Genomic DNA, 26,048 nt, shown 5'->3' on the forward strand with positions numbered 1-26,048 from the left:
CTTCATGAGCCATGACGGGCTGTTCAAGGTACAGGTGCAAGTCGCGGATCATATCGATTTTGGGCTACAGTTGCAGATCGCGAAAGAGCTGATTGATGAATGCCTGAATGAATGGGCTGCGGACAGCCGCCCCGAAATCCGCGCCATCGTCACGCGCGCCTTTAATACGGACAAGGCAGGCCAGATCAACAAGGGCGAGATTTTCATGCTCTTGCGGCTGGAGATTGAGGATAAGCGCTGGCTGGAAGCGATGCGCGCGATCCGCGATGCAATGCGTATCGTGGGCAGCAAGACCTATATCCGCTGCTACCAACGTCCGACACAGGATGCGGGGTGGCAAGCCGTGACCATCGATCTGGCGAAGGCGTAAGGGGATGGTCTATAAACCGCTAATCCGGCCGCAACGGCTGAGGTCACAAGGACCGGGCACGGCATCGTTTGTTGATCGGCTGACCAAGCGCAATGCGAAGATGGTCGCCGAGGGAATTTGTGACGCGCAATATCCACTCGATCTGTATCAGCAACTGTCTCTGGTAGTTTCTGCAGAGTGGGATTCGCTGCCAGAAAGCTACAAGGCCAATCGCTTACCAGAAGAAGAGCTTATCGAGTGGGCCATTGAAACTGAAGAGGCAGCATGGTGTCTCGCCCGCGGCAACAACGCCTTTGTTATCGGACCCGATGTAACGGAAATGCTGCGCCGGACCGATGCCTCAGACGTTCGAGTTGCGGATATCCGAATGCCGTTCGACGGGTTTTGCATCCAGTTTGATGAAGGTCAGATGGTCTGGCCAAACGGGGCAGTTTTCGAGGGGGCCTATGTCAGGGCCACCTCAGATGGGATATCCATCGCCCCTTACTTTTCAGGGCCGCGCGGGAACCGCGATGAAACAGGGTTCATCTTTCGGGTGATTCTAAAGCAATCGTCCGAAGACAAGCTGAAGGATGCGTTGAGTAGGCTGCGCGAAAGTATATCCGCTGTGGCGGCATCTGGATCAACAATTGTCGAAGCGGTTAGCAACCGTGCGCTGGACGGTATCGAAGATCGGTCAGCACGCTACGACGAAGTTTTGGCGCTAATCGGATCGACACTTTGTCTCTTAAGTGCGCAGCCGGCACTTTCAGAAATCCGAACGATGCCTTGGCCCCCGGCGGTCCAACATAGGCCCGGCACAGCACACAAGTTGCCCAAGGGTGCTGTTGCGACCCGCATAATCACACTGGAAACGGTGGGTGGCGAAACAAATGGCCGTACCAGACTTGGAATATCGCCGCGCGCGCATTGGAGGCGCGGCCACTGGCGGAGAGTGCTTGTTGGCAAGGGTGGGGACCGTAATCACGTCCTCCGATGGATCAAACCAACCCTTGTAAATCCTGCTGAAGGACCGATGGCAGAAGCAACGCTTTACCGAATTAGCGATGCGAGTAATGCGCCCGCCCCCAACACCGACAATGGAGGCTCTCATGCCTGAGCAAATCGCGCTTCTCGAAATCCCGCTGATCGACGCCTCGGACCGCAAAGCCATGTCGATGGTTCATGACATTGGCGAAGGCATCGTGCTGGGCCGACCGGCAAAGTTTCGTATGACTGTGAATGCATCCCGCATTGAGGTCTGGGTGGCCGATGGCGTGTTCACTATCTCGGTCACTGACCTGTTGGAGAAATCGCTTCACGCAATCGAGGCAGACATTACCGCCAAAACTGCCGCGCGCGCCTTGGCTGTTCATGGCGTTCCCGATCAGACCAGCCAGCCCATGATCATAGGCTGGGATTGGGGGCGTGACGAATGACGGCTCGTGCCCTTCAAAGAAAGGTTTTCATGGGCTGCCGGGCGCTGGGGCTGGATGACGACATGCGCCGCGAACTGCAAGAGCAGGTCACGGGCAAGGCGTCAATGCGCGAGATGTCCGAAGCCGATTTGAAAGCCCTGTTGAAGGTACTGGAAAACAGGGGTTTCAAGCCAGCGCCAAACCCGAACTGGAAGCCCGCCGCCACCCGACCAGACCTGCGATACATCCATGCACTATGGGGAAAGCTGGCGCGTGCCGGTCATGTGAAATCAGGGCGGCGCGCGCTCAACACCTTCATCCGGTCCCGGTTTGAGAGCGCATGGGGGCATGTGCCGGTTGATGTGGACGCCCTGCGCGAGGCCGACGAGATTGCGGCAGTGCTGGAGGCGCTGAAGGCCATGTGCCGCCGTCATGGATTGAAGGTGACGAAATGAAGAAGTCCCGCGTCTGTGTGTCGGACCATGCTGTGCTGCGCTATCTTGAGCGGGTACAGGGTATGGATATCGAGCGCCTGCGCCGTGAGATCGGGGCACGCGTCGATCATGCGGCGGCGCTGGGGGCCTGCGGCATTATAATCAGCGGGTTCAGCTATCGCATAGAGAACAACACCGTCACCACAATCCTGCGCGCACATCGCTGTGACAGCCGGATCGGTCCCAAGCGTCGGGGGCGTGTGCAGGAATGACGCAACTGCCGGGCATTGCTGGCCAGATAGAGGAGGCTATTGGCCTTGATCTGACTGTGCGTCTGCTCAAGCGGCGCGGTGGATGTGAGATACACATTCCCCGCCGCGTCGCCGGGTCAATGCTGGCCGAGATCATTGGCGATGAGGCCACTGCGCGTGTGGTCGATACCCTTGGCCCGGGCAAGGTGCTGTTGCCCTGTGGCCATCTGCGCGGCCAGTTTGCACGCCGCGAAGATGCGCGGCGCATGTTGCGCGCTGGCGCGTCGCTGCAACAGGTGGCGCTGGCTTGCGATATGCACACACGCACTGTTTCGCGGCTGCGCGCAGAAATTGAGCTTGAGCGTGGCGCGCGTCAGCCAACACTGCCGTTTGACAGGACATAGGCTGATCTGCCAAAGTGACGAAACGCGTCTGGCTGCCTGACCTAGACACCTGTCGAGGCGTATACATCCCCCCTGATTTGCGAATGTGCCCCCATCGGTTTTGATCGGGGGTTTTTCATGCAGACGAGTGCACAAGGGGTTGCCTTCAAGAAGCGGCATGAGGGGGATGTCCTGAAGGCGTATCGCTGCCCGGCGGGCGTTTGGACTGTTGGTGTCGGCCTGACTGCCGCCTCGGGTGTGGTTAAACCTCATGCGGGCATGAAGATCACTGCGGCGGAGTCCACGCGCCTGTTGCAGCTTGCGCTACGGCGCAATTATGAGCCTGCCGTGAGAGCAGCAATGCCGCGCGCGAAGCAGCACGAGTTCGACGCAGGCGTGTCATTCCATTTCAATACTGGCGCAATCGCGCGGGCATCCTGGGTGAAACGCTGGGTTGAACGGAACTGGGACGCCACACGCACAGCACTTTTGGCATGGAACAAGGGCGGCGGGCGCGTTCTGCCCGGCCTGACCCGTCGGCGCGAAGAAGAATACCGCCTGCTCCGGCACGGGGACTATGGTCAAGGCGTGCGCGCGCAGGGAGGCCGCGACGGTCTGGCGCGCGTTGTCGTCGATCTGTCCCAAGAAGAGATCGCGGCTGCACAAGCCGCTTTCGTGAAGCTTGGCTATAAGGTCGGAGATGATGCGCGTGGATTTGACCTGTTCGCCATCCGCGCCTTCCAGAAAGATCACGACCTGACCGTTGATGGCATCGTTGGCCGCGCGACCCTCTCAACCTTGCAGCGCGTCATGGACAGCCGCACGAAAGCAGCAACGCCAGCCGCTGTCACTGCCGCTGGTGGCGCAGATACCACGGTTCAGGCCAGCGCCGAACTGGATCCTGCGCTGTCATGGATCGGCCCGGCGCTGCTGGCAGCCGGTGCTCTCTGGGGCCTGTGGCTTGCGTGGCAGTACCGCGACGCAATTGCAGCTGCCATCGCGCCGCGCTTCCCCCGCCTCGCCCGCAAACTCTGGAGTATCTGATATGTCCGCAGCCATTCTCGCCGTTGCCAGCCAGATCGGCGCACCGCTGATCCGGCAAGTGCTGAGCAGCCGGATCGGCGCGCAGAATACCGAACTGGCAACCAGCGTTGTCGAGGCCGTTGCAAAACGCGCAGGCGTCGCCTTGCCTGATCTGGACCGCTTCGCCGATGAAAACCCCCCGCGCATGATCGATGCGGTGCGTGCGACCGAGGCGATGATGCCCGAGATGGTCGCACTTTACGCACAGGGGCTTGAGGGGCAGTTCGCACTGTTGCAGGCCGAGCAGAAAGGGCACTGGCTGGGCTGGGCCTGGCGGCCCTTCATGATGTGGCTGCTGGCCTTCCTGTGGCTGTGGAACATCGTGGCCCTTCATGTCGCCAACGCCATCTGGAAGATCGCGCTGCCGCCTACAGACAGCGCGACGCTGTTGGGCCTGACCAGCGTCTATATGGCGCTTTATATGGGCGGGCACACACTGAAGGACTTTGTGCGCGTGTCGCGAGGTAAAGCGTGACACAGCAGACTATGGATATCGCCCCGCTGATCATCTGGGCCGCTGGCATAACGACCCTGCTGAACTTCGCCAACATCGCCTGGTCAATCTTCTCTGGGCCGACGCGCAAACTTGCCGCCCGGCTGTCCGAGGTTGAGGGGCGCATGCAAGACGCCGAACGACGTTCTGAACGCCACGCCAACCAGATCACAGCGCTTAGCCAGACCATCGGCGCAATGCCCGGCCATCAGGCACTTCACCAGTTGGAGCTGACACTGACGTCCATGAGCGGTGATCTGCGCGAGATGCGCGCGACCATGGAAGGCAATGCAAAAGTGATGAAGCGGCTGGAAAATGTGGTCAGTCGCCATGAAGATCACCTGCTCGACGGAGGCAAGCGATGAGCGACTATCTGGCAACCCTGCGCAAGCACCGCCGTCTGGCCATCCTGCGCCATCTTGAGCGCTGCTCGGAATTCACATCCAACGCTTCGATCCTTGTCGATGTGCTGCGCGGGGTCGGTGTGACATCGACGCGCTCGCAGGTCATCACAGAACTCACCTGGCTGGCTGAAAACGGCTTCACGGAAAACAATGATCGCGGCGATTTCGTCATCACCACAGCGACCGAGCGCGGGATCGAGATTGCGCAAGGTTCAGCCACGCATCCTGACATCCAGCGCCCGCATCCGCGCAATCGCGGGGCGTGATCCATGCCTCCGCCGCGCAAGGTCGATCTGCTCCCCGCCGAGCTGAAATTCTGGCTACAGGAAGAGCTGCGTTCGCGCGGCTTCGGTGGGTATGAGGATCTGGCAGAGGCGCTGAACTTCCGGCTGGAAAAGGCTGGCTCTGAACTGCGCATCCGTAAATCCGCGCTTCATGCCTTCGGGCAGGAATACGAGGAGTTCGTCAAGTATCAGGAACAGGCCAGTGCCTGGGCAGCGGACTGGATGCAGGAACAGGGTCTGGCCGAGGAAGCCAAGCGCCACAACGTGCTGTTCCAGATGATTACCACGCTCGCCTTCAAGGTCATGCAGGCGCAGATGATCAAAGAGGGCGGCGAGATCGACCCGAAGGAGTTGCATTTTCTGGGGCGCATGCTGAAGGACGTCATGGCGTCCTCGGGTATCCGCGAAAGCCTGATTGTCGCAGAGCGCAAGGCGCAGGCCGCAAAGCTCGATGAGGCGGTCGAGGCCGGAGATATCGACAAGGAAGCCGCCGCCAAGGCGCGGCGCATCATGGGCTTCGGCGAATGAGCGGCCTCGGCCAGATCGCAAATGACCTGCGCGCGCAGGTCCGGTACTGGGACCGGAGGCTTCCGAAATCCTCGCGCCTGATAGCGCATATGAGCCGCGCGGCGCAGTTGATCGAGGCTGCGGTCAAGACCGGCGCGCGCAAGGGCCTGATCAAGCGGCTGAAGCGTGCGTGCGGGTGGATGCGGGTACATGCGCAGGAGGTCGCGCATTGGCAATACGTGTTCGGTGCAACCCAGCTTTCGACTTCGCTATACCGCGCAATGCGGTGTCTGCACCTGCTTGCATTGGAGTGCGAGAATGCCAGCTGATACCTCACTGGCCCGCGTGGTTAATTTCCTGCCCTATCAGCGCGCATGGATCGAGGATCAGAGCCGGTTCAAGATTGGCATGTTCTCGCGCCAGACCGGCAAGACCTTCACCACGGGCGGCGAATGCGCCGATGATTGCTTTCAAGGCTGGATCGAGGACCGGCGCGCGCGTTGGGTGATCCTGTCGCGTGGCGAGAGACAGGCGGCCGAGATGATGACCGAAGTCATCAAGCCATTCAGCAAGGCGTTTTACGAGGTCTATAATACCCTGTTGAAAGGGGGGGAGCCGCGCTTTGAAGAGGGCGAGTTCCGCGCGCCGCAGGAGAAAGGCCCTGACGCGGTCTATAAGGCGCTTGAGGTCAAGTTCCCCAATGGCTCGCGCATCACAGCACTGCCCGCGAACCCCGACACAGCGCGCGGGTTCAGCGCGAATGTAATCCTCGACGAATTCGCCTTCCATGCGAAGTCACGCGACATCTGGGCGGCCCTGTTCCCGGTCATCTCGAAACCGGGACTTAAGCTGAGGGTGATTTCTACGCCCAATGGCAAGGGCAACAAGTTCTATGAATTGATGACAGCTGAAGGCGGCGTATGGTCGCGGCATGTGGTTGATATCTACGAGGCCGTGTGCCAGGGACTGGAGCGCGACATCGACGGCTTGCGCGCTGGCATGGCCGACGAGGACAAATGGGCACAGGAATACGAGCTGAAATGGCTGGACGAGGCAACCGCCTGGCTGAGCTATGATCTGATCGCCGCCAATGAACACCCCGCTGCCGGACTGCCCGCGCTCTATCAGGGTGGCCCCTGTTTCGTGGGCGTCGATATCGCGGCGCGCAATGACCTGTTTGTCATCTGGGTGATGGAACAAGTAGGCGATGTGCTTTGGACACGGGAGATTATCGCGCGCCGCCGGATCAGCTTTGCCGAACAGGACCAGTTGCTGGCTGATGTGATGCAGCGCTACCGCGTCGTGCGCTGCGCGATCGACCAGACCGGCATGGGCGAGAAGCCTGTCGAGGATGCCAAGCGCAACCACGGTGCATCGCGTGTTGAGGGTGTGTTGTTTTCCAGCGCTATCAAACTGGATCTGGCAACCGCCCTGAAGGAAGCCATGGAAGAGCGCCGCGCGCGGATCCCGGCGGGCGATGTGGTGCTGCGCGCTGATCTGCACGCAATTCAGTCACAGGTGGGTATCACCGGCGCGCGCCGTCTGGTGGCCGATGGTGATAGCGACGGGCACGCTGACCGCTTCTGGGCAGGTGCACTGGCCGTGAGTGCCGCACGCTCGACCTATCAGCCTTATGAGTACCGCCCAGTACCGCGAGGCGGCCGGGGCGATGATGACGACATGCGCCGTATCCGCCTGACCTCGGGACTGGGCGGCATGAAAGGAGTGTTCTGATGGCGTTGCTTGACCAATATGGCCGCCCGGTCAAAACGCAGGCACTGACAAAGTCGCTTGCGCGTCCGGGTATTACCAGCATCCGTCAGGTCTGGGGCGGCAGCACCGCATCGGGGCTTACCCCGCAGCGTCTGGCCGGGATCCTCTCGGCCTGCGATCAGGGCGACCATGTGCCATATGTGACATTGGCCGAGGAGATGGAGGAACGTGATCCGCACTATGCCTCTGTGCTGGGTGTGCGCAAGCGCGCGGTGTCGGGTGTGGCCGCCCAGGTCAAGCCTGCGTCAGACAGCGCGCGCGACAAGGAAATCGCCGAGGCTGTGCGCAAGCGGATTGCCGGGCATTCAGGTTTTGCCGATCTGGTCGAGGATCTGCTGGACGGGCTGGGTAAGGGCTTTGCCGTGATCGAGATCAACTGGGCGCGCAGCCCCCGCGAATGGTGGCCGGACCGGTTTGAGCATGTCGATCCGCGCTTCATCCGTTTCGATCGCGATACACTGCGCGTGCCCCATCTGCTGGATGAAGCGGACCCCGTCGACGGAATCCCGCTTGCGCCCTTCAAATTCGCCTATCACACGCCCCGCCTGAAATCTGGCCTGCCGCTGCGCGGCGGGTTGGCGCGGCTGGCGGCATTCACATGGATGTGTAAGGCGTTTGCCCTGAAGGACTGGGTGGCATTCGCGGAACTCTACGGTCTGCCCTTGCGATTGGGGCGTTACGGGCCGGAGGCCACGCGCGAAGATGTCGAGAAGCTGTTTCAGGCAGTGGCCAATATCGGCACTGATGCCGCCGCTGTGCTGCCCGAGAGCATGAAGATCGAGTTCGAAGCGGTAGCCACAGGCGCGGGCGGAGACAAGCTGTTCGAGAACCTTGCGCGTTATCTGGACGAACAGACGTCAAAGGCCGTGCTGGGGCAGACCATGACCAGCGACAACGGGTCCAGCATGGCGCAGGCGCAGGTCCATAATGAAGTGCGCCATGATATCGCGGCGTCAGATGCGCGCGGAGTCTCTGGCACGATCCAGCGCGATCTGGTGAAGCCCTATGTCGATCTGAACTACGGTGTGCAAGAGGCTTATCCCATAGTCTCGATCGAGATCGCAGAGCCTGACAATACGACCGAACGCATGGAGGCGGCAGAGGGGTTGATTGCACAAGGCCTGCGCGTGCCCGCGCGCGAGTTGCGCACCGCGCTGAAGTTTTCGGAACCGGAAGAGGGCGAGGAAGTCGTGGGCGGCGCGCCACCGGCAGCCGATCCGCCCGCCCTTGCGCTGAACCGCGAAGGCGACGGGCCAGAGGATGCTCTGGACGAGATCGAGGCCGAGATGCTGGCAGACTGGCAGCCTGTCATGGAGGAGGTGCTTGATCCGATTGAGGCAGCGATCATGAGTGCCACCAGCTATGAGGATGCGCTCGCACGCCTGGACGCCCTTGGCCCGATCAACAGTGCCCGCGCAATAGATGTGCTGGTACGCGGCATGTTCCTTGCCCGCATCCAGGGGGATGTGCAGGATGGTTGACCGCCCGGCCTATTCGTTCAATCCCGGCCCCCCACCCGAAGCGTCGCGTTTTCTTGCGAATAAGGATTGGCTGCCTGCCTTTAGCTTTGAGGATGTGGAACCGCAGGAACACGCAACAGCCTTCACCGTGGCCAAGGCCATGCAGATGGATGTGCTGAAGGATATCCGTGAAGAGCTTCAGCGCGCCCTTGATGAGGGCATTCCGCTGGATCAGTTCCAGCGCAACCTGCGGCCGCGCCTGGAAGCGCGTGGCTGGTGGGGCAAATCCACGATGATCGATCCGGTAACTGGAGAGGCCCGACAGGTCCAGCTTGGCTCGCCCCGGCGGTTGCGGGTGATTTACCAGTCGAACCTGCGCGCGGCCCGCGCGGCTGGTCAGTGGGAGCGCATCCAGCGCACGAAACGCGCGCTGCCCTATCTGGAATATCGCCTCGGCCCGTCTGAACGTCACCGCCCCCATCATCAGGCCAAGGAAGGCATGATCCTGCTGGCGGATGATCCGTTCTGGGCGTCCTGGTATCCGCCCAATGGCTGGGGCTGCAAATGCTGGGTGCGCCAGTTGACGCGCGCGCAGGCTGAAGAACGCGGGATCAGCGCCAGCCCCGAGGTGCCGATGCACGATGTGGTCAATACCCGCACCGGCGAAGTGCGCCGTGTGCCCATCGGCATCGATCCGGGGTGGGAGCGCAACCCCGGCGCGCAGCGTGTGCAGGCGAGCATCGACATGCTGCAGGGTAAGGCTGCATCGGTGGCGCCGGAGATTGCCCGCGTGGCCCTGCGTGATCTGGAGGATGGCTGGATGGCCGAACGCGCGCGCCGTCATCCGGACTGGCGCGATGATCTGCCATTTCTGGAAGCTTTGCGGCGGATTTTCGCGCCGGGCGGGGGCTGACACCGGAAGACCGGCGCGGAATGCGCTCGTAGCGCGCCGTTAAATACCCATTAAAGGGGCTGGACGGATTTGCGGGCGTGCTGATACCGTAGCGTGGGCAAGGTGGCTGTGTGGGCCGCTCTGGCGTTCAATCCCGAAACGATCAATAACATGACTGCCCTCGACATCTGTCGAGGCTGATTGCGCGTGCCGGACTTGCGATTGTGCGGGCATGAACGCACATGCTTTTCTCTCACCCTTGCCAATTGCGCTGAACTCGGAACTTGCCGCGCCAAGCGACAAACCCGAAGTGCCCGAATGGATCCAGATCACTCCCAAGGCCCCGCGCCTTGAGGGGATGGATGGGCGCATCTGGACAATGGCAGACCCCGAAGCCGTTGTGGCAACCTGCCGCGCGAATATGGCGGGCGGGCGGCTGATCCCGGTCGACTTTGAACACGCCACCCATGTGAAAGGCGCGCGCGGCGAGCGCGCCGATGCGGCAGGCTGGATCCGCGAGTTGGAGGCCCGCGACGGCGCGATCTGGGGTCGGGTCGAATGGAATGACAGCGGGCGCGAGGCGATTGCCACGCGTGGCTACCGCTTCATCAGCCCCGGTTTCGATTTTCACAAGCTGACTGGCGCAGTGCGCCGGATCGTTTCGGCCGGTCTGACCAATGTGCCGAATTTCACCATGCCCGCGCTGAACCGGACGGGCGAATTTGAGGAGACAGAGATGGACGCAGCCGTCCTTCAGGCCCTTGGCCTATCACAAGGTGCGAGCGCGGCGGATGCTGTGATCGCGATCACCAAACTGCGCGCGGATGCAGATACTGCGCTGAACCGTGCCCAGAACCCCGACCCGACACAGTTCGTGCCGCGTGCGGATTATGATCTGGCCACCAACCGCGTGAGCGAGCTGGAAGCCGAAGTGTCCACGCGTCTGGAGGCGGAAATCACAGCCGCGATCGATACAGCGGTCGAGGCAGGCAAGATCGCCCCTTCCAGCCGTGATTACCATCTGGCCGTCTGCCGTGCTGATGGCGGGTTGGACAAGTTCCGCGCCTTCATTGGCGCGGCCCCGGTGATTGTGTCTGACAAGACCACCCCCAGAGCCCCGGACCCCAAGCAGGCTGACCAACTGTCCAGTGAAGAGCTGGCGATGTGCCGCGCCTGGGGAATGGCCCCGGATGATTTCAAAGCCGCCCGCGCGGCCCGAGCGGAGACCTGATCCATGCCCATGATCACCAATGCCACCCTGACGGCCCTGCGCACGATGGTCCACACGGCCTTCCGCGCAGGTTTCGACGGCATGATGCCGCAGACCTTCTACCGCGATGCCGCGATGGTCATTCCTTCCACGACCGCGTCCAACACCTATGACTGGCTGGGCGATTTCCCCGAGCTGCGCGAGTGGATCGGCGACCGTGTCATCAAGGACATGAAAGAGAATGCCTACCAAGTCCAGAACAAAACCTTCGAGAGTACCGTGGGCATCAAGCGCACGGATATCGAGGATGACAATCTGGGCACCTATGGTATGCGCTTCACCCGCATGGGCCAGTCTGCTGCGCGCCATCCCGACATCATGATCGCCGATCTGATGAAAACCGGCCATGCAAACCTGTGTTTCGACGGGCAGAACTTTTTCGACACCGATCACCCGGTCTATGCCAATCATGATGGCACAGGTGCTGCCAGCACTGTGTCGAACTATGACGACAATGGCGAGGACACGTCCACACCTGCCTGGTACCTGATCGATGCCTCTGACACGATCCTTCCCTTCATTTTCCAGGAGCGTACCAAGCCGGAACTGGAAACCAAGGAGAACCCCGGCCAGTCGGATCATGTCTTTCTCAAAGACCAGTATCTCTATGGCACCCGCTACCGCTGCAATGGTGGCTACGGGTTCTGGCAGAAGGCTTACAAGAGCCACAAGCCGCTGACCGGTGATAACCTGGACGAAGCGATCGCTTCGATGATGGAATTCAAGGGTGACGGGGGCCGCCCGCTGGGGATCACGCCGACGCGCCTGATCGTGCCACCGCGCCTGCGCGCCGATGCGAACAAGACCGTGAAGGTCATGTTCGGTGAAGGAGGTGCATCGAACGCCAACTATGAAGCGGTCGAGGTGCGTGTCACCCCGTGGCTGGCCTGACCAGAAGTCGGTTTCTCTGTGGGGGTGGGCCACGCCCGCCCCCCATGACAAGCTGACAGGAGGTTGAAATGTCCAGACTAATCAAGATCGCGGCCCTCGCACAGGCAGGGTTTTTCAGGGCCGGGCAGTTCTGGCCGCATGAGGGTGTCGTGGTCGATGCCGATGAACTCGGCGAAGCTACGCTTAAACGCCTTGCAGGTGACCGAAGCCTGCGCATTGAAGCAGCCCCCGAGGGCGTGACCGTTGCGGATGTTGCCGAGGCCACCGAGGATCTGAAGGCGCGGCTGCGCGCGGCCATTGCAGCATTGCCCGCAGAAGCCTTCGGTGCAACCGGCGCTCCGAACCTCGCGCCTCTGCGCGAAGCGCTGCCCGAAGATGCTGCAAGCATCACAAGCACTCTGCGCGACGAGGTCTGGGCTGCGCTGCAGGCCAATCCTGACTGAATACCCGAGCGCGCCTGCTGACATGCGCGAAAGCATCGGGGTGCTGTAGCGGCGGGACGGCACCCCTTTAACCCTGATTGAAGGTTCTGTTTATGGCCTATGCCACACAATCTGACATTGTCGAACTATATGGCCCGGACGCGCTGTTTGTCGCGGACCGGGATGGTGACGGTGTGGCAGACACTGCGGCGGTCACCCGCGCGTTAGAAGGCGCGCAGGATGAAATAGACACCTATATTGCCGTGCGCTACCGGCTGCCTTTGGCGCAACCGGCGCGCATTCTGCGTCAGTATGCTGTGGATATAGCGCTTTATCGCCTCGCACTCTCTGCCGATGTGCTGAGTGACGAGCACCGGAGGCGCTATGAAGATACCATTGCCGCGCTGAAACGGATTGCGAAGGGCGAAGCCGCGCTGGTGATGCCAGCAGATGATGACGCCGAGGATGACGGACAAGGCCCGCGCCCTATCGTGGTCGGTGGCCCAGAGCGCATTTTCTCACGCGAAAAGATGCGAGGTCTGTGATGGCTGGTGTGCAGGTTGAACTGACATTGCAAGGTATTGAAGGTGCGGCCCGCGCCCTTGGCCAGCTGGCCACGACGGATCTGGAGGATCTGGCCTATAATGTTGGCGCACTTCTGGAAAGCAGCACCAAAGAGCGTATTGCCACAGAGAAGGCCGCACCTGATGGCACGCCATGGACGGATTGGAGTGCGCACCATGCCGCAACGCGCAAGACGCAGCATTCGCTGCTGGTGCAGGACAATGATCTGCTGAACGCCACACAGAACTACACGACCGGCACTACTGTCAGGGTGGGAAACAACCTTGTCTATGGCGCGATCCATCAATTGGGCGGCGAGATCACAAATGCCTTTGGCCGCGGTATCAAGGTGACAATGCCCGCGCGCCCTTACTTGGGTATTTCATCTGCCGATGCGGTCGCAATCACGGCCCTTGTCACTGAAAGCCTGTCGGAGCCGTTCCAATGAGCGCGCCGCAAGTCGATCTGCTGGCGCAACTGCCCGATCTGATTGCAGACCGGATCAAGTTGCGGCTGCCGGATCTGCGCCAGTGCAAGGGCATGGTCGGCGGCTTCGATCTGGAGGAGCTTAAGCGTCAGGGAATTCAAGCCCCTGCTGTGCTTGTGTCGCGTCTGGGTGTGGCCCCGATGCCCACGCTTGCCGGGCCGCATCGCAGATACGCGGTGTCGATGGCTGCGTTCATCGTCACCCGTGATGCGATGGGGCTATCGCGCGACATTGCGCTGGGGAATATTGCCAGTGTTCTGCTGCAGGTGGTGCCCGATAATTGCTGGCAGATTGCAGGCGTTGGACCTGCTGACAAGGTCGAAGAGCGGGTGCTGGTCAATCGTGATGCACGGCAGGCGACTGCGGCACTGGCGGCGATTGTCTGGCAGCAACCCCTTACACTGACCCCGCACCCTGATGCCACACCGATGCCGGTTGAACTTTATCTGGGCGGCGATCTGCAAGGTGAGGTGGGCATATGAGTTTTGAGATTGCGGAACTGAACCGCCGTTTGGCGAATATTGTCCAGCTTGGCCGCGTGACCGCGATTGACACAGGCGCGATGCGCGCCCGTGTCCAGATCGGGGATCTGACCACACCGATGATCCCGGTGTCGCAACTGTCCAGCGGTGCGATCAAGGTGCACTGGATGCCCAGCCCTGGCGAACAGGTGGTGGTCTTTGCGCCCTCTGGTGAAATGGGAGCAGCGGTTGTTCAAGGTGCAGTCCCGCAATCGGGCAGCGCCGTGGCCGAGGATGAAAGCCATCCGACGATTGAGCTGGGCGGGGCTGAACTGGTGATCACCGGAAATGTGAAGATCACCGGCAATCTGACGATCATCGGCAATGTCGATGCGATCGGGGCTGTCACGTTCAGCGAAGACGCGATCGCGGATGGTGTCAGCCTTGTGCACCACACGCATGGCGGTGTGGTGTCGGGCGGTGGCAATACGGGAGTTCCCAACAAATGACCCGGACGCAAACCTATATTGCCAAGGCCGCAGGCTGGATTGCCGGACGTTACCTGAAAAAGGGCGACCCGATCCCCCTGACGCCAGATGCCGCGAAATATGAAAACGTCGCGCCCCCGGCCCCGCGCAAGCGCCGCACACGCAAGGGGGCATCATGACCGGCATGGCACGCAACACGGGGCGGCGCTTGGGGTTTGACGCGCATCTGTCGCAGTCGATCGCAGATATACTGGGCACGCCCAAGGGCACGCGCGTGATGCGTCGTGAGTATGGATCGGACGTGCCGCGCCTGATCGATGCCCCGGTCAATGGGAGCACTGTCGTTGATCTGTTCATGGCCGTCGCCGAAGCATTGGGGCGCTGGGAGCCACGGCTGGAGCTGCGCCGTGTAGAAGTTCTGGACGCCAGGCCCGGCAGCTTGACCATAGCGCTGGAGGGCGATGTGACCGGGCGGCAGACACAGATCCAGATCGAACTGGAGGCGCGCGGATGACCACACGCTTTGCCAGGATTGATCTGTCGCGTCTGTCAGCCCCCGAAGTCATCGAGCCTTTGGAGTATGAGGCGCTGTTCGTCGAAATGAAGGACTATGTTGCCGCGCGCGACCCTGATCTTGCGGCCACGCTGGCGCTGGAAAGTGAACCCGCCGTGAAGGTGCTGCAGGCCGCTGCCTATTTCCGCCTGCTGGACCGCGCGCGCGTGAATGATGCAGCGCGTGCGGTGATGCTGGCTTATGCGACAGGCCCTGATCTGGACCATCTGGCCGCGCTGTTTGGCGTTGAGCGTGCCACTGTCACGCCTGCCGATCTGGATGCAAGCCCGCCAGTGGCCGCAGTCATGGAAAGCGACACGCGCTTGCGTGACCGCGTGCAGCTGGCATTGCAGGCCTATTCCAGTGCAGGGCCAGCCGGGGCTTATCGCTATTGGGCCATGACGGCGACACCGGAAGTGCTGGACGTCATGGTCGACAGTCCCGCGCCCGGAGATGTGCGCGTGATTGTGCTGAAGGATCCCGCATCCGATCTGGAGGACAGCGCCTTCACCGCCGCAGTGACGGGCATGGTCACGCGTGAAGATATCCGTGTGCTGTGTGACAATGTCTATGTGACACTGGCAGAGCCTGTCGCATTTGAGGTGCAGGCCACGATTGAATTTCTGTCTGGTCCGGATCCGGCCCCCGTGCTGGCCGCAGCTCAATCCGCAGTGCAAGCCTATATCGAAGACCGCTTCCGGCTGGGGGCGAGTGTCACGCGATCTGGCCTGATCGCTGCGCTGCACCGTGAAGGTGTGAAGGACGTGTCCCTGTCCAGCCCCGCGATCAGCATTCACACGGCCCCCCATCAGGTGCCGGTATGCACAGCACTTACTGTCGGCGGGGGCGCGTAATGGCCGATATCCTGCCCCCTTGGAAAGGCACAGCCGAAATCCTGCTGGCACAGGCAGCTGTCGCGCGGGCCTTGCCGGTGCCCGTTGATGGGCTCTGGGATCCAGCACGCTGCCCGTCCAGCGTTCTGCCTTGGCTTGCATGGGCGTTGGCAGTGGAAGACTGGGACCCTGCCTGGCCGGAATGGCGCAAGCGCGAGGTGATTGCGCAGTCCATCGCGCTGCACCGGATGCGCGGCACAGTCGCGGCGGTCCGGCGGGTGCTGGAACTGACCGGCTTTGGCAGTGCAAAGGTCATTGAACGCTGGGGCGAGAAGGCACGTGACGGCAGCCTGACGCGCGACGGAGAAGAGACACGCGGCGCTGCTGATCATTGGGCGGAATATCGCGTCATTCTGGATCGGCCCATTTCGGCGGCGCAAGCTGTCATGGTGCGCGCGCTGATTGAACGGGCGGCCCCTGCAAGGTGCCATCTGAAATTGCTGGATTTCACCGAAGCGCCCATTTTGCGGGACGGTACTGTCTTGCGCGATGGCACATATACCAGAGGAGGAGCCTGATGGCCTATCTCAATGACGGCGGCGACCAGTTCCCGGACATTCTGCAATTCGAGCAAACCGATCCTGTCTTGTCCGGTGAGCCCAATGAGGCCACTGGCGCCGGGCTGGACAATATTCCGCACATGCAGCTTGCACGTCGCACGCGCTGGCTGAAGACGCGTGTGGATCAGTTGCTCGACACAGTTGTCAATGCGACCACCAATGTCGCGGGTATCGTACGGCTCAACAATACGGTCACCAGTGACAGCGTGACACAGGCCGCCACGGCCAATGCGCTCCGGCTGGCGAACAACAACGCAAATACAAGGGTGCCCGACACCCGCGCGGTCACAGGCGCAGGTCTTGCGACCGGTGGTGGCACCCTGAACCAAAACCGCATCATCACAGTGCCAAAAGCGACCGCGCAGCAAGCAGTTGACGGTGTGGCGGATGATGTGGCCCTGACCCCGGCAACGGGGCGCGCCCAGATTGAGGCAATCTTGTCGGGCGGAAACGAGACTGCAGCCGCATTGGTGCCGGCTGGCGCGATCATGGATTTCGCCATGCCGACCCCGCCCAATGGCTGGCTGGTCTGTGACGGCTCGCAGCAATCGCGCAGCGAACACGCAGATCTGTTTGCAGCCATCGGCACGACATTTGGACCGGGCAACGGAACAACCACCTTCAACCTGCCTGATTTCAGAGGCGAGTTCCGGCGTGGCTGGGATGCCGGGCGTGGGGTCGATGCGGGACGCGGCTTCGGGACTAAGCAGAAGGGGACGCTGTTTGTCTTTGATCAGGCCAATGACGGCGTCTGGGTTACAGGCACAGCCGGAACCACATTGACCGCATCGCAACTATCGGCGGGCGTGGATAGCTATTCAGCAAATGAATATCCGGGTGCCCGTGCGATGGGGGCCGCCCCGATCGGAAATGAACCCTTACCCGGTCAGAACGACAACCTGCACGCGTCCGGCATTACCCGCCCCCGCAACATCGCAGTCCTGACCTGCATCAAGGCTTAAAGGAGAACCCATCATGCCTGATCAATTCCTTCATGGGGTCGAAGTCGTCCAGATCGATGACGGCCTGCGCCCCATTCAGACAGTAAAATCCTCGATCATCGGGTTTGTGGGCACTGCGCCCGATGCCGATGATGCGGTATTCCCTGAAAACACACCCGTGCTGATTACCGGCCCGCGCATGGCTGCGTCCTTGGGCGAACCTGGCACGCTGCGCGATGCCTATCTGGCGGCCTATGCCCAGGGCGTGGCGGAAATCATCATCGTACGTGTGCCGCATGCACAGGACGCGCCCACCACATTGGCCAATATCATCGGCGATGAAACAGCGTATTCCGGTGTCTGGGGCTTGCTGGCTGCTGGCAGTGTCACCGGGCAGGTGCCGCGCATTCTGGCTGCCCCCGGTTTCACATCCGGAGATCCCGGCGAAGGCGTCAATCCCGTGGTCAGCGCGCTGCTCAGCATTGCTCAGCGCCTGCGCGCCGTCGTGATCAAGGACGGGCCGAACACCACCGAGGCTGATGCGATTACCGATGCAGGGCTATACGGGGATGACCGGCTTTACATCGTGGATCCCGCAGTGCGCGCTTTTGACACGGTATCTGCAAGCACGATCACACGACCAGCATCAGGCTATGTGGCGGGTTTGCTGTCACGGCGCGACCGTGAAAAGGGCTTCTGGTGGTCGCCGTCCAATCAGGAAATGCGCGGCATTACGGGCACAGCACGTCCGATCGGGTTCCAGATGTCCGAGCCAGCGACCGAAAGCAACCGCCTGAATGAAGCCAAAGTGGCGACCATCATTCGCCAGAACGGGTTCAGGCTTTGGGGCAACCGCTCGACGGCAACCGATCCGATCTGGGCCTTCCTGTCGGTGCGGCGCACGGCTGATATGATCTATGAAAGCATTGAAGCCGCGCATCTGTGGGCCATGGACCGGCCTTTCTCAGCGCAGCTGCTGCTGGATATCCGCGACAGTGTGCAGGCGTATCTGGATACGTTGACCACGCGTGGCGCACTTCTGGGTGGACGGGTCTGGCTGGATCCGGAACTCAACACCGAAGCCACCCTGAAGGCTGGCAAGCTGTATCTCGATTTCGACATCGAGCCACCCGCACCGTTGGAGCGGCTGACCTTCCGCGCCCATCGCAATGGTTCTTACTACGAAGAGCTGGTTGCCACTGTCATCGCTTCCTGAGGAGATTGACCAATGTCCTATCCAAAGCAAATCCGCAACTTTAACGCCTTCGTTGACGGGATCAGCTATTTCGGTCGCGCGACCGAAGGCAAGCTGCCCGACCTGAAGATTATGACCGCCGCCTATCGCGGCGCGGGCATGGACGGGCCAGTCGGCGTCGATATGGGGCTGGAAGCCATGAAGGCCGAACTGACCTTCGCGGAATTCGACCCCGCTGTGCAAAAGCTGATCGGGCGCGTCAATCGCTTCGTGCTGCGCCCTGTTCACAAGGGCGAAGACGGCAGTCCCGCCGACACGATGATCTACACTGTGGGCGGGCTGATCACGATGCACGAGCCGGGAAACTTCAAGCCCGGCTCTGACACCACACTCAAAATGACAATCGACCTGCGCAGCTACCGCTATGAGCATAACGGCGAGGTGATCTGGGACATCGACCTGGAAGCGGGCAAGCGCATCATCGGGGGTGTCGACCAACTGGCCGATCACCGCCGCGCAATGGGCCTTTAAGGAGGGTATTAAATGACTGCTGCACGTATGAATTCTGTCGCGCTGTCCACGCCAATCAAGGGCACGGACGGCAAGGTCATCACCGAGATCGAAGTGATGAAGCCGACCGCCGGTGCGCTGCGCGGTCTGCAACTGGCCATGGTCCAGATGCAGGACGTCAACGCCCTTGCGAAGCTGCTGCCGCGCATCACACAGCCCGCGCTGAGCACCGATCAGGTGTGGGACCTCGATCCGGCCGATCTGGCCGACCTCGCCAACCGGGTGTCGCTTTTTTTTATGACACCCGAACAGCTGGTGATGATCCAGATCGAACACCAGACCGGTTAAGGCTGCCCGACGACATAGAGGAGGCGATGGCCGACATCGCCTTCATCTTCCACTGGTCCCCCGAGCATATGGACCGGATGGACCCAGAAGAACTGGCGCGCTGGTGGGCGCATGCCGAAGCGCGCTGGAAAGCCACACAACCCCCGTCTGCAGGACCAAATGTCTGACCTCAATATTGCCCTCATTCTGCGCTTCGTCGATCAGGCCACCGCGCCTGCGCGTGCAGCGATGCAGAATGTGCAGGGCGCTGCCGAGGCTGTCCAGCGCTATGGACATCAGCAAATTGCGCAAGGCCGTACGATGCAGGAAACTGCGCGGCAACAGACAGCAGATATGCGGGGGTCGACCTTGGCAACGATCGGCACGGGGGTGGCTTTTTATGCGGCAATGCGCCCTGCGATAGATTTCGAAGCGCAGATGTCGCGGGTCGCGGCTGTGTCCAAGGCCACCGATGATGAACAGCAGGCGCTGACCGCAACAGCGCTGGAACTGGGCGCGCGGACCCGCTTTACCGCGTCGCAGGCTGGTCAGGGTATGGAATATCTTGCAATGGCCGGGCTGGATGTGAACCAGACCATCGCCGCCATGCCCGGTGTGCTGGGGCTGGCTGCTGCTGCTGGCGCAGATCTGGGGGATTCTGCGGATTATTCGACAAATATCCTTTCCGGGTTCCGGCTGGAGGTCGATCAGTTGCCCAGACTGAACGATGTCCTGGTCAACACCTTCACCAGTTCGAACGTGACGCTAAGCCAGTTGGCCGCAACAATGGAATACGCAGCGCCTGGCGCTTCCCGATTGGGGCTTGGTCTTGAACAGGTCGCAGCAATGGCGGGGACATTAGGGGATCAGGGTATCAAAGGCGAGCGCGCAGGGACATCACTGCGCGCGATGCTTGCGCGGCTTGCAGCCCCTTCGACGGAAGCGCGTCGCGCGCTGGACGACATGAATGTCACGCTGGTCGATGCCGAGGGCAACCTGCGCCCTCTGTTCGAACTTCTGGAAGAGATGGACGTGGCGATGCGTGGGATGGGCACTGCCGCCCGCGAGGAGGTGCTGAATTCCATCTTTGGTCTGAATGCTGCGGGTGAAGCCGGAACGTTGATTGCGGCAGCGGGCAGTGGTGCCTTGCAGGACTATGCGGAAAGTCTGCGCGAAACCGGAACAGCGGCGCGTGTCGCAGAACAGATGAGTGATAACGCGCGCGGTGCAATAGACCGGCTGAAAAGCGTGACGGAAAGCGCCCAGATCGCCCTTGGCAACGGATTGCTGCCGGTTCTTGTCGAAATCGCTGAACAGGTCATGCCGCTTATCGCGATCACAGGCCAGTGGATCGGCGAAAATCAGGAACTGGTCAAGGTGATTGGCTGGGCCGTAGCCGGACTTCTGGCGTTGAGTATTGGCGCACTCGCGTTGCAATGGGGTTTCTGGTTGTTGTTCGGGTGGGTTGGAAAACTAAGGGTCGTTTTCGGCATTTTTCTGGTTGCGGTGGGACTCTTGGGACGGGGATTGATGGCGCTGGCCGTTCGTGCAATCCCGCTTCTACAGGTGATGGGCTTGGCGTTGGCCAATGTCTTGTTCTTCGTCGCTCGGGCCATCTATTCCGTGGGCCTTCTGCTTTTGAAGAACCCGCTCATTCTTGCGGTGGCCGCAATCGCGGCACTGGCCTATGTCGTCTATGACAGTTGGGACGGCATTGTCGCGTATTTTCAGGAGAAGTTTGATCGCGTTAAAGATGCCTTTGAAAACGGCCTGCTGGCCGGTCTGATATCGCTGTGGTCTGAGTTCAACGTCTTCACGCTGATGATGGACGCGATCGAGGGGTTGCTGGCCTATATCGGCGAGGCGTTTGATATTGACCTGTTCACCCAGGGCGCAAACATGATTGCCAGCCTGCGCGCCGGGATCTGGTCTGTCCTGACAGATATGGTGGCAGCGGTGCGGGCCTATCTTGCCGGTATTGTGCCTGATTGGCTGATCCGCGCATGGAACTATGTCAGCGGCGGCGGTGGCGTGTCGGGTGACGATGGGCCGGGTGGCGATGGTCCAGCCACCGGTGACGGCCGCCGACGCAGGGCGCAAGGTGGCCGTGACAGCGGTGGTGTGGTGCGTCCGGGCTTCCTGTATGAAATCAACGAACGCGGTCAGGAATTCTTCAGCCCCAATATGCCAGGCAGCGTGATCAAGGGGGCTGACGCGTCCAGGGGGGCGGGAGCTGGCGCGCAGGCCGCGCGGGGCTTTGGTGACATCAATATCTATCCGCAGCCGGGCATGGATGCCCGCGCGATTGCCGAGGAGGTGAAGCGCGCCGTCCGCGAGATGATGCGCGAGGAGCGCTATGCCCTGCATGACGGGGGGTTGTCATGATCAGCACTATCATGATGGCGCTGGGCGCGTTTCGTTTCGGGGTGACAGGCGGCAGCTATCAGACCCTGCGGCGTGTGGCGCAGTTTCGCTGGCAGGCGCAAGACCGGCTGGGGCGCGATCCCGCCATGCAGTTCATGGGGCCGGGATCCGAGGAGGTGACGCTGGAAGGCACAATCCATCCGCATTATCGCGGTGGTTTGCGGCAGGTTGAATTCATGCGTCTGTCCGCACGCAGCGGTGAGCCGTTGATGCTGGTCGACGGGCTGGGCTGGGTGTTCCATCGCTGGGTGATACTGTCGGTTGATGAGACGCGCAAAGTGCTGATGTCCGATGGCGCGCCGCGTCAGATCGATTTTCGCATCGCACTGCGCAGCTATGGCGAGGACCGCGCATGATCCGCTTTCGCAGACAGCGTGGTGAACCGCTGGTATTGCGCCTGACCACGCCCTTCGCGCTGGCCGATATCGAGATTGCCTCCAGCCTGCGCAATGATCTGGGGGGGGCGTGGCATCTTGCAGCCACTGTGCTTGATGTTGACGCAGGCCTGTTTGAACTGGATGCCGGTGTTGATGCGCGGGTGCTGCCTGCCGGTCGGTTGTGGTTTGATATCCGGTTCCGCCGGTTTGGCGAGAATGTGCACACGCTGACATTCAGGCTGGATCTGCTGGATGATATTGCCGCTGAAAACACCGCCCTTACTGATCGGGCACAATACAACGCGCGGGCACAAAGTGACGGGCGTGTCTATCTGACGCGCGAGGGCGATATGCTGGACGCGATCTGCCAGACGGAACTGGGCGCAGATGCACTGGCCCCGCAGCTGCTGGACGCCCACCCACGCCTTGCCGAACTGGGTCCGGTTTATCCGGCGGGTCTGGCGCTGTTTTTGCCCACACGTGACAGATTGGTTGCACCGCGCACCCGTCGTATCACGCTTTGGGGGCGCGCATGACGACCCCGGATTTCCGCATCATCGCCAATGCGCAGGATGTCACCGCGATGATCCGCGACCGGCTGTTGTCATTGACAATAACCGACAATGACGGCGAGACGGCCGATCGGCTGGAGCTGACGCTGGATGACCGGGATAACCGGCTGGAGATGCCCGAACTTGACGCGGTTCTGGAGGTCGAACTGGGCTATCGCAGCCAGCCTTTGCACCCGATGGGGCGTTTTGCGATTGAAGGCATATCCTCCTCTGGCCCGCCAGACAGTATGCGGATCACAGCGACTGCCGTAGACCTGAAAACCGTCACCCGCGCGCCCCAGACCCGCGCATGGGAAGGGCAAAGTTTTGGCCAGATTGCCCGCAAGATCGCGTCAGAGGCAGGGCTTGAACTGGTAATCGCGCCGCGTCTGGAGATTGTGCCCTTTTCCTATCTGGCCCAAACGTCCGAAAGCGATCTGCATTTCCTGACGCGGCTGGCGCGCGGGCTGGATGCCACGGCCAAAGCGGCGGCGGGCAAGCTGGTGATCGCGGGGCGCGCGCCCGCAGATCAGACTGCGGCCGGAGATGAGCGCAAGCCCGTGGTGCTGCCGCGCGACCGGCTGACACGCTGGCAGTTCGATCTGTCAGAGCGGGGAAACGACAAGTCGGTCGAGGCCGAGGTGCAGTTGACCGGCAGCGCAGAGCGCAAGCGCGTCACAGCAGGCACTGGCAAGCCCGCCCGCCGCCTGCGCCACACCTTCGCGACCGAAGCCGAAGCCCGGCGCGCTGCAGACAGCGAACTGGCACGCAGTGCACGCGGCAAGGGAAAATTTGAGGCCACGCTTGCAGGGTTTGAACCTGCCCTTTTCGCGGGGGGTCGGGTCTCGCTGACCGGCCTGCGCCCCGAAACAGCCGGGACATGGCATATCACTACGGTGCGCCATCAGCTTGGCACCGGCCTTGTGACAAATTTCAGCGCCAATAAGGGAGGGGACGCATGATCACCCTGCGCCGCAAATATGGCGACACGCTGCGCTTGCGCTTTCACACCACAGCGGCATTGCGCGATGTGACAATCACGGCCGCATCGCGCAATGCCGCAGGCGGCCTGACGCCCTTTAACGTGGCAATCGTCGATCGCGACGGCGGGATATTCGAGATCACACCGACCACGGGACTGCCCGTCGGCCGCCATTCTGTCGACATCCGCTATGACCGCGCGGGCCAGACTGCAATCAGCCCGACATTCTTCATCCAGATACTGGAGGCAATGACGCCATGAGCACCACAATGACCGACCTTGCCAGCGGCAAGACCTTCGTATTTGACACGGCCCTGCCGGGACGGGATGCCTATGAAGAAGCGCTGGCGCAAGGGTTTGAAGGCACACGCGCAGACTGGCTGGCCAGCCTGAAGGGGTTTGATTTTGATCCCGACGCGCCGGATTGGGAAAGCGACCGCGTGTACGGTCCGCGCGCAGCCGTGCTGAATGATCATCGCCTTTGGGTGGCACGCACGGCCAGTCAGGGTGTCGCGCCGGGCAGCGACCCCGCGGTGTGGAAACTGGTTCTGGACGGTGCGGATGCCGCCGATCTTGTTCAAGCGGTCGCTGACGCCAACCAGCATCGCGCGGATGCAGACACTGCACGTGCGCAAACCGAAGCTGCGCTGGCCCAGACCCAGACCGTGCTGGGCCAGACACAGGCGGCCGCCGCCGCGCTGGCCCCGATCGAGGCGCTGCATCCGACAGATCAACCCCGCCCCAAAGGGTGGTGGGACACAGGCGATCGACTGGAACTGGCGGCCCCGATGATTGCGCGCGCCGTGATCAGCAACTGGCATCCGGGCCTTGTTCATCTTGGTGTGATCGGGTTTCAGGTCGAAAATCACGCATTTACCGATCTGGACGCCACACAGCTTGCCCAACCCGGCCAACCGGTTGCAGCGGTCACGAATTGGGCGGATCAGATCGTTGCTGCGCAGCCTGAGAATGCGCGCCGCCCTACATTTGGCCGCCACCCCGCATCGGGGCTGCGTAACCGCCTGCCCAACAACCGCATGGACGGCGCGGCATTGGGCGTATTGGGTGCCGGGGGGGCGCTGCCGACAGGCTGGAGCCTTGTGAATATCGCCACTGGCGAGGTTGAGATCGTATCGCTGGCCCCAAAGAGCGGCAGACCGAATATCCGCATCCGGCTGAACGGCACACCCACGGGCAATGTGCAACTCACGTTTAACCCGCTTGGTTCGGCTCCCAGCGCCACGGGACAAACCTGGACGGGTTCAGCATGGGTGCAGCGGGTCGGCGGCAGCACTGCAAATATTACCAATGTGTCGCTGATCAATACGCATTTTTCCGGGTCAGGTTTTGCAGGCGCAACCAATGGCGGCAGTTTTCTCAGCACGATAGAAAGTGATCTGCGGCGCGTTGCGTCCGGTGGTATCGCACCAGAAAGCGTGACGAACACACGCGGTGTGCTGCAACTGGTCCATGCGAGCGGCCCCATCGACATCACCCTGGACATATCGGCACCGCAACTGGAACAAGCGAGCGAACCCAGCGCCGTGCAGATCACAGGCGCAAACGGGTTTGACGTCACCGATGCCGGTCAGCCCAATGTTCATTCTCTGGGGTTTGACGGTGTTGACGATCGCCTAACTCTTGCAACATCGTTCAGTGGCCACACATCTTACACACTCGCAGCCGCACATGACGTGGCGTTTCTTCCCGCCGCCCCGAATGAGGGGATCATTTTCGGGGGCACAGGGCGCTTTACCAAAACCGTGTCCAGCGGGCTGCGCTGGCGCAACCAAGGCACCGATAATCAGGTGGATTTTTCTACGCAATCTGTGTCGGGGCGTCAGGTGGACATGGTGCGCGTGGCCGGGGCCGCAGCGCCAGAAGCGTGGCGCAACGGGCAGGCCGCAACCATCAGCACGGCTGCAGGCTCTCTATCGCCGCTTGTCGGTCTGACGCATTTTTTCAACGCGGGCAGCAGCTTTTCCAAAGGGCGGCTTTATGCCGCCGCATTGATTCCGCAGCCCGTGTCCGAAGCCGACCGCATTCGGCTGCAGCGCTATTTGTCCAGCCTTTCAGGAGTGATCCTATGATCCGTGTCACTATCGCCGAACCAGTTGCCTTACCCGTAGTGCTGACCCCTGAAAATGCACCACTCTGGCAGGATGGGCAGGGCAATCTGTATCGTGTCGCATCTGGGATGTACGAGGACTGCCCGCTGGATGCATGGGTGCCAGATCCCGATGGACTGGCCGCCCCGCCCCAAGCATCACCCGATGCTACAGTTCAGATCGCTGCAATGGACGGCCTGGCAGCCCTTGCAGCCATGGGCTTGCAGCCCTTGCCTGACGCGGATTAACCCTGCGGGAGGCCGAAGGTGTTGACGCACCTTCGACACGGGGCCACCGTTGAAAACAGCCCCAC

The 26,048-nt window shown here is 61.4% G+C and carries 38 protein-coding genes; all 38 read left to right on the forward strand.

Translation table 11 applies throughout. From position 1 onward, the window contains the following. Positions 1 to 370, forward strand: a 370-nt coding sequence (locus tag ACTZWY_RS03060) for a DUF3164 family protein (protein WP_444789209.1), incomplete at its 5' end; no start/stop codon positions are given. 4 nt (positions 371 to 374) lie between these two features. After that, complete coding sequence (locus tag ACTZWY_RS03065) at positions 375 to 1,469, forward strand: hypothetical protein (protein ID WP_444789210.1); 1,095 nt, start codon at positions 375 to 377, stop codon at positions 1,467 to 1,469. Beyond that, positions 1,462 to 1,788, forward strand: a complete 327-nt coding sequence (locus ACTZWY_RS03070; RefSeq protein ID WP_444789211.1) for a hypothetical protein — start codon at positions 1,462 to 1,464, stop codon at positions 1,786 to 1,788. Before ACTZWY_RS03065 ends, ACTZWY_RS03070 begins: the two co-directional genes overlap by 8 nt. 29 nt (positions 1,789 to 1,817) lie before the next feature. Next, a complete protein-coding gene (locus tag ACTZWY_RS03075; protein WP_444789212.1) occupies positions 1,818 to 2,222 on the forward strand; it encodes a phage protein GemA/Gp16 family protein in 405 nt (134 codons plus the stop codon). Next, complete coding sequence (locus ACTZWY_RS03080; RefSeq protein WP_444789213.1) at positions 2,219 to 2,473, forward strand: hypothetical protein; 255 nt, start codon at positions 2,219 to 2,221, stop codon at positions 2,471 to 2,473. The genes ACTZWY_RS03075 and ACTZWY_RS03080 overlap by 4 nt, the downstream gene beginning before the upstream one ends. Further along, entirely contained in the window at positions 2,470 to 2,856 is a 387-nt protein-coding gene (locus tag ACTZWY_RS03085; RefSeq protein ID WP_444789214.1) for a hypothetical protein, read from the forward strand. Before ACTZWY_RS03080 ends, ACTZWY_RS03085 begins: the two co-directional genes overlap by 4 nt. 117 nt (positions 2,857 to 2,973) lie before the next feature. Then, positions 2,974 to 3,879, forward strand: coding sequence for a glycoside hydrolase family protein (locus ACTZWY_RS03090; protein WP_444789215.1), 906 nt, complete (start codon positions 2,974 to 2,976; stop codon positions 3,877 to 3,879). Position 3,880: 1 nt separating this feature from the next. Then, positions 3,881 to 4,393 (forward strand): hypothetical protein, encoded by a 513-nt coding sequence (locus ACTZWY_RS03095; RefSeq protein ID WP_444789216.1) that lies wholly within the window; start codon positions 3,881 to 3,883, stop codon positions 4,391 to 4,393. Then, positions 4,390 to 4,776 (forward strand): DUF2730 family protein, encoded by a 387-nt coding sequence (locus tag ACTZWY_RS03100; RefSeq protein WP_444789217.1) that lies wholly within the window; start codon positions 4,390 to 4,392, stop codon positions 4,774 to 4,776. Before ACTZWY_RS03095 ends, ACTZWY_RS03100 begins: the two co-directional genes overlap by 4 nt. Beyond that, complete coding sequence (locus ACTZWY_RS03105) at positions 4,773 to 5,081, forward strand: VpaChn25_0724 family phage protein (protein ID WP_444789218.1); 309 nt, start codon at positions 4,773 to 4,775, stop codon at positions 5,079 to 5,081. The genes ACTZWY_RS03100 and ACTZWY_RS03105 overlap by 4 nt, the downstream gene beginning before the upstream one ends. A gap of 3 nt (positions 5,082 to 5,084) precedes the next feature. After that, positions 5,085 to 5,627, forward strand: coding sequence for a phage protein Gp27 family protein (locus ACTZWY_RS03110; RefSeq protein ID WP_444789219.1), 543 nt, complete (start codon positions 5,085 to 5,087; stop codon positions 5,625 to 5,627). Continuing rightward, positions 5,624 to 5,935: a hypothetical protein gene (locus ACTZWY_RS03115; protein WP_444789220.1), complete on the forward strand. Its 312-nt coding sequence runs from the start codon at positions 5,624 to 5,626 to the stop codon at positions 5,933 to 5,935. The genes ACTZWY_RS03110 and ACTZWY_RS03115 overlap by 4 nt, the downstream gene beginning before the upstream one ends. Further along, the gene (locus tag ACTZWY_RS03120; protein ID WP_444789221.1) at positions 5,925 to 7,340 is read left to right on the forward strand and encodes a phage terminase large subunit family protein; all 1,416 of its coding nucleotides are present in this window, start codon (positions 5,925 to 5,927) and stop codon (positions 7,338 to 7,340) included. The genes ACTZWY_RS03115 and ACTZWY_RS03120 overlap by 11 nt, the downstream gene beginning before the upstream one ends. Then, entirely contained in the window at positions 7,340 to 8,860 is a 1,521-nt protein-coding gene (locus ACTZWY_RS03125) for a DUF935 domain-containing protein (protein ID WP_444789222.1), read from the forward strand. Before ACTZWY_RS03120 ends, ACTZWY_RS03125 begins: the two co-directional genes overlap by 1 nt. Beyond that, positions 8,853 to 9,752, forward strand: coding sequence for a phage head morphogenesis protein (locus ACTZWY_RS03130; RefSeq protein WP_444789223.1), 900 nt, complete (start codon positions 8,853 to 8,855; stop codon positions 9,750 to 9,752). The genes ACTZWY_RS03125 and ACTZWY_RS03130 overlap by 8 nt, the downstream gene beginning before the upstream one ends. Before the next feature lie 211 nt (positions 9,753 to 9,963). Continuing rightward, entirely contained in the window at positions 9,964 to 10,962 is a 999-nt protein-coding gene (locus ACTZWY_RS03135) for a phage protease (protein ID WP_444789224.1), read from the forward strand. A gap of 3 nt (positions 10,963 to 10,965) precedes the next feature. Beyond that, on the forward strand, positions 10,966 to 11,892 hold the full coding sequence (locus ACTZWY_RS03140; protein WP_444789225.1) for a Mu-like prophage major head subunit gpT family protein: 927 nt from the start codon (positions 10,966 to 10,968) through the stop codon (positions 11,890 to 11,892). Between the two features lie 68 nt (positions 11,893 to 11,960). After that, the gene (locus tag ACTZWY_RS03145) at positions 11,961 to 12,335 is read left to right on the forward strand and encodes a hypothetical protein (protein WP_444789226.1); all 375 of its coding nucleotides are present in this window, start codon (positions 11,961 to 11,963) and stop codon (positions 12,333 to 12,335) included. A 92-nt stretch (positions 12,336 to 12,427) separates the two neighbouring features. Then, the gene (locus tag ACTZWY_RS03150) at positions 12,428 to 12,859 is read left to right on the forward strand and encodes a gp436 family protein (RefSeq protein ID WP_444789227.1); all 432 of its coding nucleotides are present in this window, start codon (positions 12,428 to 12,430) and stop codon (positions 12,857 to 12,859) included. Further along, positions 12,859 to 13,326 carry a phage virion morphogenesis protein gene (locus ACTZWY_RS03155; protein WP_444789228.1) on the forward strand — a complete coding sequence of 156 codons (468 nt, stop codon included), beginning with the start codon at positions 12,859 to 12,861 and terminating at the stop codon, positions 13,324 to 13,326. The genes ACTZWY_RS03150 and ACTZWY_RS03155 overlap by 1 nt, the downstream gene beginning before the upstream one ends. Beyond that, positions 13,323 to 13,847, forward strand: a complete 525-nt coding sequence (locus ACTZWY_RS03160; protein ID WP_444789229.1) for a hypothetical protein — start codon at positions 13,323 to 13,325, stop codon at positions 13,845 to 13,847. The genes ACTZWY_RS03155 and ACTZWY_RS03160 overlap by 4 nt, the downstream gene beginning before the upstream one ends. After that, on the forward strand, positions 13,844 to 14,335 hold the full coding sequence (locus tag ACTZWY_RS03165) for a phage baseplate assembly protein V (RefSeq protein WP_444789230.1): 492 nt from the start codon (positions 13,844 to 13,846) through the stop codon (positions 14,333 to 14,335). The genes ACTZWY_RS03160 and ACTZWY_RS03165 overlap by 4 nt, the downstream gene beginning before the upstream one ends. Continuing rightward, a complete protein-coding gene (locus tag ACTZWY_RS03170; RefSeq protein ID WP_444789231.1) occupies positions 14,332 to 14,493 on the forward strand; it encodes a hypothetical protein in 162 nt (53 codons plus the stop codon). Before ACTZWY_RS03165 ends, ACTZWY_RS03170 begins: the two co-directional genes overlap by 4 nt. After that, positions 14,490 to 14,828 (forward strand): GPW/gp25 family protein, encoded by a 339-nt coding sequence (locus tag ACTZWY_RS03175; protein WP_444789232.1) that lies wholly within the window; start codon positions 14,490 to 14,492, stop codon positions 14,826 to 14,828. Before ACTZWY_RS03170 ends, ACTZWY_RS03175 begins: the two co-directional genes overlap by 4 nt. Further along, positions 14,825 to 15,721 (forward strand): baseplate assembly protein, encoded by an 897-nt coding sequence (locus ACTZWY_RS03180; protein ID WP_444789233.1) that lies wholly within the window; start codon positions 14,825 to 14,827, stop codon positions 15,719 to 15,721. Before ACTZWY_RS03175 ends, ACTZWY_RS03180 begins: the two co-directional genes overlap by 4 nt. Beyond that, positions 15,721 to 16,278: a phage tail protein I gene (locus ACTZWY_RS03185; RefSeq protein WP_444789234.1), complete on the forward strand. Its 558-nt coding sequence runs from the start codon at positions 15,721 to 15,723 to the stop codon at positions 16,276 to 16,278. Before ACTZWY_RS03180 ends, ACTZWY_RS03185 begins: the two co-directional genes overlap by 1 nt. Next, complete coding sequence (locus tag ACTZWY_RS03190) at positions 16,278 to 17,282, forward strand: phage tail protein (RefSeq protein WP_444789235.1); 1,005 nt, start codon at positions 16,278 to 16,280, stop codon at positions 17,280 to 17,282. The genes ACTZWY_RS03185 and ACTZWY_RS03190 overlap by 1 nt, the downstream gene beginning before the upstream one ends. Before the next feature lie 13 nt (positions 17,283 to 17,295). Next, positions 17,296 to 18,477, forward strand: a complete 1,182-nt coding sequence (locus tag ACTZWY_RS03195; protein WP_444789236.1) for a phage tail sheath subtilisin-like domain-containing protein — start codon at positions 17,296 to 17,298, stop codon at positions 18,475 to 18,477. Between the two features lie 12 nt (positions 18,478 to 18,489). Further along, entirely contained in the window at positions 18,490 to 18,987 is a 498-nt protein-coding gene (locus tag ACTZWY_RS03200; protein WP_444789237.1) for a phage major tail tube protein, read from the forward strand. A gap of 12 nt (positions 18,988 to 18,999) precedes the next feature. After that, complete coding sequence (locus tag ACTZWY_RS03205; protein WP_444789238.1) at positions 19,000 to 19,314, forward strand: phage tail assembly protein; 315 nt, start codon at positions 19,000 to 19,002, stop codon at positions 19,312 to 19,314. A gap of 26 nt (positions 19,315 to 19,340) precedes the next feature. After that, positions 19,341 to 19,481, forward strand: coding sequence for a GpE family phage tail protein (locus tag ACTZWY_RS03210; protein ID WP_444789239.1), 141 nt, complete (start codon positions 19,341 to 19,343; stop codon positions 19,479 to 19,481). After that, the gene (locus ACTZWY_RS03215) at positions 19,474 to 21,678 is read left to right on the forward strand and encodes a phage tail tape measure protein (RefSeq protein ID WP_444789240.1); all 2,205 of its coding nucleotides are present in this window, start codon (positions 19,474 to 19,476) and stop codon (positions 21,676 to 21,678) included. The genes ACTZWY_RS03210 and ACTZWY_RS03215 overlap by 8 nt, the downstream gene beginning before the upstream one ends. Next, entirely contained in the window at positions 21,675 to 22,073 is a 399-nt protein-coding gene (locus tag ACTZWY_RS03220; RefSeq protein WP_444789241.1) for a phage tail protein, read from the forward strand. The genes ACTZWY_RS03215 and ACTZWY_RS03220 overlap by 4 nt, the downstream gene beginning before the upstream one ends. Next, positions 22,070 to 22,630: a tail protein X gene (locus tag ACTZWY_RS03225; RefSeq protein ID WP_444789242.1), complete on the forward strand. Its 561-nt coding sequence runs from the start codon at positions 22,070 to 22,072 to the stop codon at positions 22,628 to 22,630. Before ACTZWY_RS03220 ends, ACTZWY_RS03225 begins: the two co-directional genes overlap by 4 nt. Next, a complete protein-coding gene (locus ACTZWY_RS03230; protein WP_444789243.1) occupies positions 22,627 to 23,607 on the forward strand; it encodes a phage late control D family protein in 981 nt (326 codons plus the stop codon). The genes ACTZWY_RS03225 and ACTZWY_RS03230 overlap by 4 nt, the downstream gene beginning before the upstream one ends. Next, positions 23,604 to 23,888, forward strand: a complete 285-nt coding sequence (locus ACTZWY_RS03235; protein ID WP_444789244.1) for a hypothetical protein — start codon at positions 23,604 to 23,606, stop codon at positions 23,886 to 23,888. The genes ACTZWY_RS03230 and ACTZWY_RS03235 overlap by 4 nt, the downstream gene beginning before the upstream one ends. Then, complete coding sequence (locus tag ACTZWY_RS03240; protein WP_444789245.1) at positions 23,885 to 25,717, forward strand: hypothetical protein; 1,833 nt, start codon at positions 23,885 to 23,887, stop codon at positions 25,715 to 25,717. The genes ACTZWY_RS03235 and ACTZWY_RS03240 overlap by 4 nt, the downstream gene beginning before the upstream one ends. Next, complete coding sequence (locus tag ACTZWY_RS03245; RefSeq protein ID WP_444789246.1) at positions 25,714 to 25,983, forward strand: hypothetical protein; 270 nt, start codon at positions 25,714 to 25,716, stop codon at positions 25,981 to 25,983. The genes ACTZWY_RS03240 and ACTZWY_RS03245 overlap by 4 nt, the downstream gene beginning before the upstream one ends. The last annotated feature ends 65 nt before the right edge of the window (positions 25,984 to 26,048 follow it).

Source organism: Roseinatronobacter sp. NSM, from assembly GCF_052379845.1.
In the GTDB taxonomy this organism is placed as follows: domain Bacteria; phylum Pseudomonadota; class Alphaproteobacteria; order Rhodobacterales; family Rhodobacteraceae; genus Roseinatronobacter.